This window comes from Vibrio sp. Vb0667 (assembly GCF_033391095.1).
On sequence record NZ_JAWPOL010000214.1, the window covers coordinates 1 to 1,291 of the forward strand.

Genomic DNA, 1,291 nt, shown 5'->3' on the forward strand with positions numbered 1-1,291 from the left:
AAACCAAAGCGCATCGCTGTTGCAGGAATCAATTGCCATAATCCCGCGGCGTTGGCGTGAGAAACGGCTTTTGCGTTGTAAGAAGATTCTAGCATTGGCACCAAAACGAGACTTTTGGGCAGTGACTTGTTTTTGAGTTGCTTAAAGATGTGGTCGAGAAGTGGATTGACGGAAGTGAGACGTTGGTCGATTTGTAATTTATAAGGCGCAAGAACCTGATACTGCTGCTCTATATCAGTAGTATTGGGCTTTGCCTGGCAAAGAAAAGAAGTGCTGAACAACAAACAGGCAGAAATAAAAAGGCCTACAGTATCCAGCCGAGATGGCGGCTGAATCTGTAGGCAAGACGACCATCGTTTAAAACGATTTATCTTCATAAGTGTGTTGCACAGGTTGTTTGAGTTGACTGACTAACTCATGGAACGCAGCAGAGCTTTGGCCATTGCTCTGGTTGTATTGTTGGCACTGCTTGATGAGTGTCTCCAATAACGTCCACTGTTTTCTCGCTTGCGCACCAATCTTGGCAGGCAAAGCGTTGAAAATTCTTGTTACGCTGGAGTCATTACACGGTAACCCCAGCTCACGCATGCATTGGCTTCTTTCATTAGAAGAGCGGCTCAGCTTATTGAGTATTGGTGTTTGTTGCTGAACGTTGGTGTTCAGTGCCTCACCATCAAACTTCAGATACAACGCCTTTTGTTGTTGAAGTAGGGTCAATAATTGCTGATACAGTTTGATGTCTTCAGAAATTGAACGAACAAAATACTGAATTCGCTGCGATGCCGCGCTTGCCATGGGTGTATTCCTAATGCTGTGCTTTTACTCGTGACCAGTATGGAATTGCATAATTGCCTTAGATAGCGCTTTTGTATCTAGGCTCAATTCGCCGCGTGCTAGCGCGTTACGAACTTGCTCAACTTTTTCCATATCGACGTCTGGTAGCGATTTCATTTCTCCTTGGGCACGATCAATTGCTGCTGTGTTTGCTTGAAACGCAGGCTCGCTTACCTTGGTTTGTTCCATTGTTTCAACAGGCTTTTTGCTTGCTTGTTGGAAATTTGTTTGTGGGACATGACCGCCCGCGACTTTGTCGATTTTCATGCTGTGGTCCTCATCATCATGTTCTAAATCCAATAGGCGACAAGGATGTGGTGAACATTAAATTTTATTTTTGTACTCGATACTCACGCGATGTGACGAGAGGCAAAATTGAAAAATGTTACGTTGAGTCCAAAATCAAAACTGAGGATGAACTTGGTTTCTTCCTGTCACAACCGCTCGAATGACTCTT

3 protein-coding genes are annotated in these 1,291 nt (G+C 44.3%); all 3 read right to left on the reverse strand.

The genetic code is table 11. From position 1 onward, the window contains the following. Nucleotides 1-377: transglycosylase SLT domain-containing protein (locus R8269_RS24720; protein ID WP_318222844.1), on the reverse strand; the 377-nt coding region annotated here is incomplete at its 3' end. Then, on the reverse strand, nucleotides 358-795 hold the full coding sequence (gene flgN / locus R8269_RS24725; RefSeq protein ID WP_005463929.1) for a flagellar export chaperone FlgN: 438 nt from the start codon (nucleotides 793-795) through the stop codon (nucleotides 358-360). The genes flgN and R8269_RS24720, both read right to left, overlap by 20 nt. A 24-nt stretch (nucleotides 796-819) precedes the next feature. After that, complete coding sequence (gene flgM / locus R8269_RS24730; protein WP_206974079.1) at nucleotides 820-1,101, reverse strand: flagellar biosynthesis anti-sigma factor FlgM; 282 nt, start codon at nucleotides 1,099-1,101, stop codon at nucleotides 820-822. Nucleotides 1,102-1,291: the final 190 nt, after the last annotated feature.